General features: G+C 40.1%; 1 protein-coding gene. It reads right to left on the bottom strand.

From position 1 onward, the window contains the following. Positions 1-347 (bottom strand): hypothetical protein (locus GKZ86_RS25365; RefSeq protein ID WP_230328268.1); only part of this gene is annotated, 347 nt, incomplete at both ends.

Here is a 347-nt window from a genome sequence, read left to right as displayed (position 1 = left end):
CATCCGTTTGCATCTTTTACCGTAACGGTATAAGTTCCTGCTGGAACATTAAATACATTGCTGGTTTGGAATGATGTTCCGTCAACACTATAGGTTAATGGAGCTTTTCCTGTACCTGTAGCAGTAATTACAAATGTACTTCCTGTACCTGTACACTGATTGCTGTTTGCTGCTGTAACTGTTGGTAAATTATCCTTGGCAATTGTAACCAATCTTGGAGTAGTACAACCGTTTGCATCTTTTACATAAACATCCCAGTTTAAATTTGCACCTGAATTAGTATCTACTGAAAGAACGTTTCCACTTGCAAAAACAGTTGGAGCCGTTGCTCCCGCTGCAACAACTGC

Source organism: Flavobacterium sp. LC2016-13 (assembly GCF_009707955.1).
Lineage (GTDB): Bacteria > Bacteroidota > Bacteroidia > Flavobacteriales > Flavobacteriaceae > Flavobacterium.
Note: the sequence above shows the minus strand (reverse complement) of the source record. Positions and strands in the feature narration are given on the sequence as shown.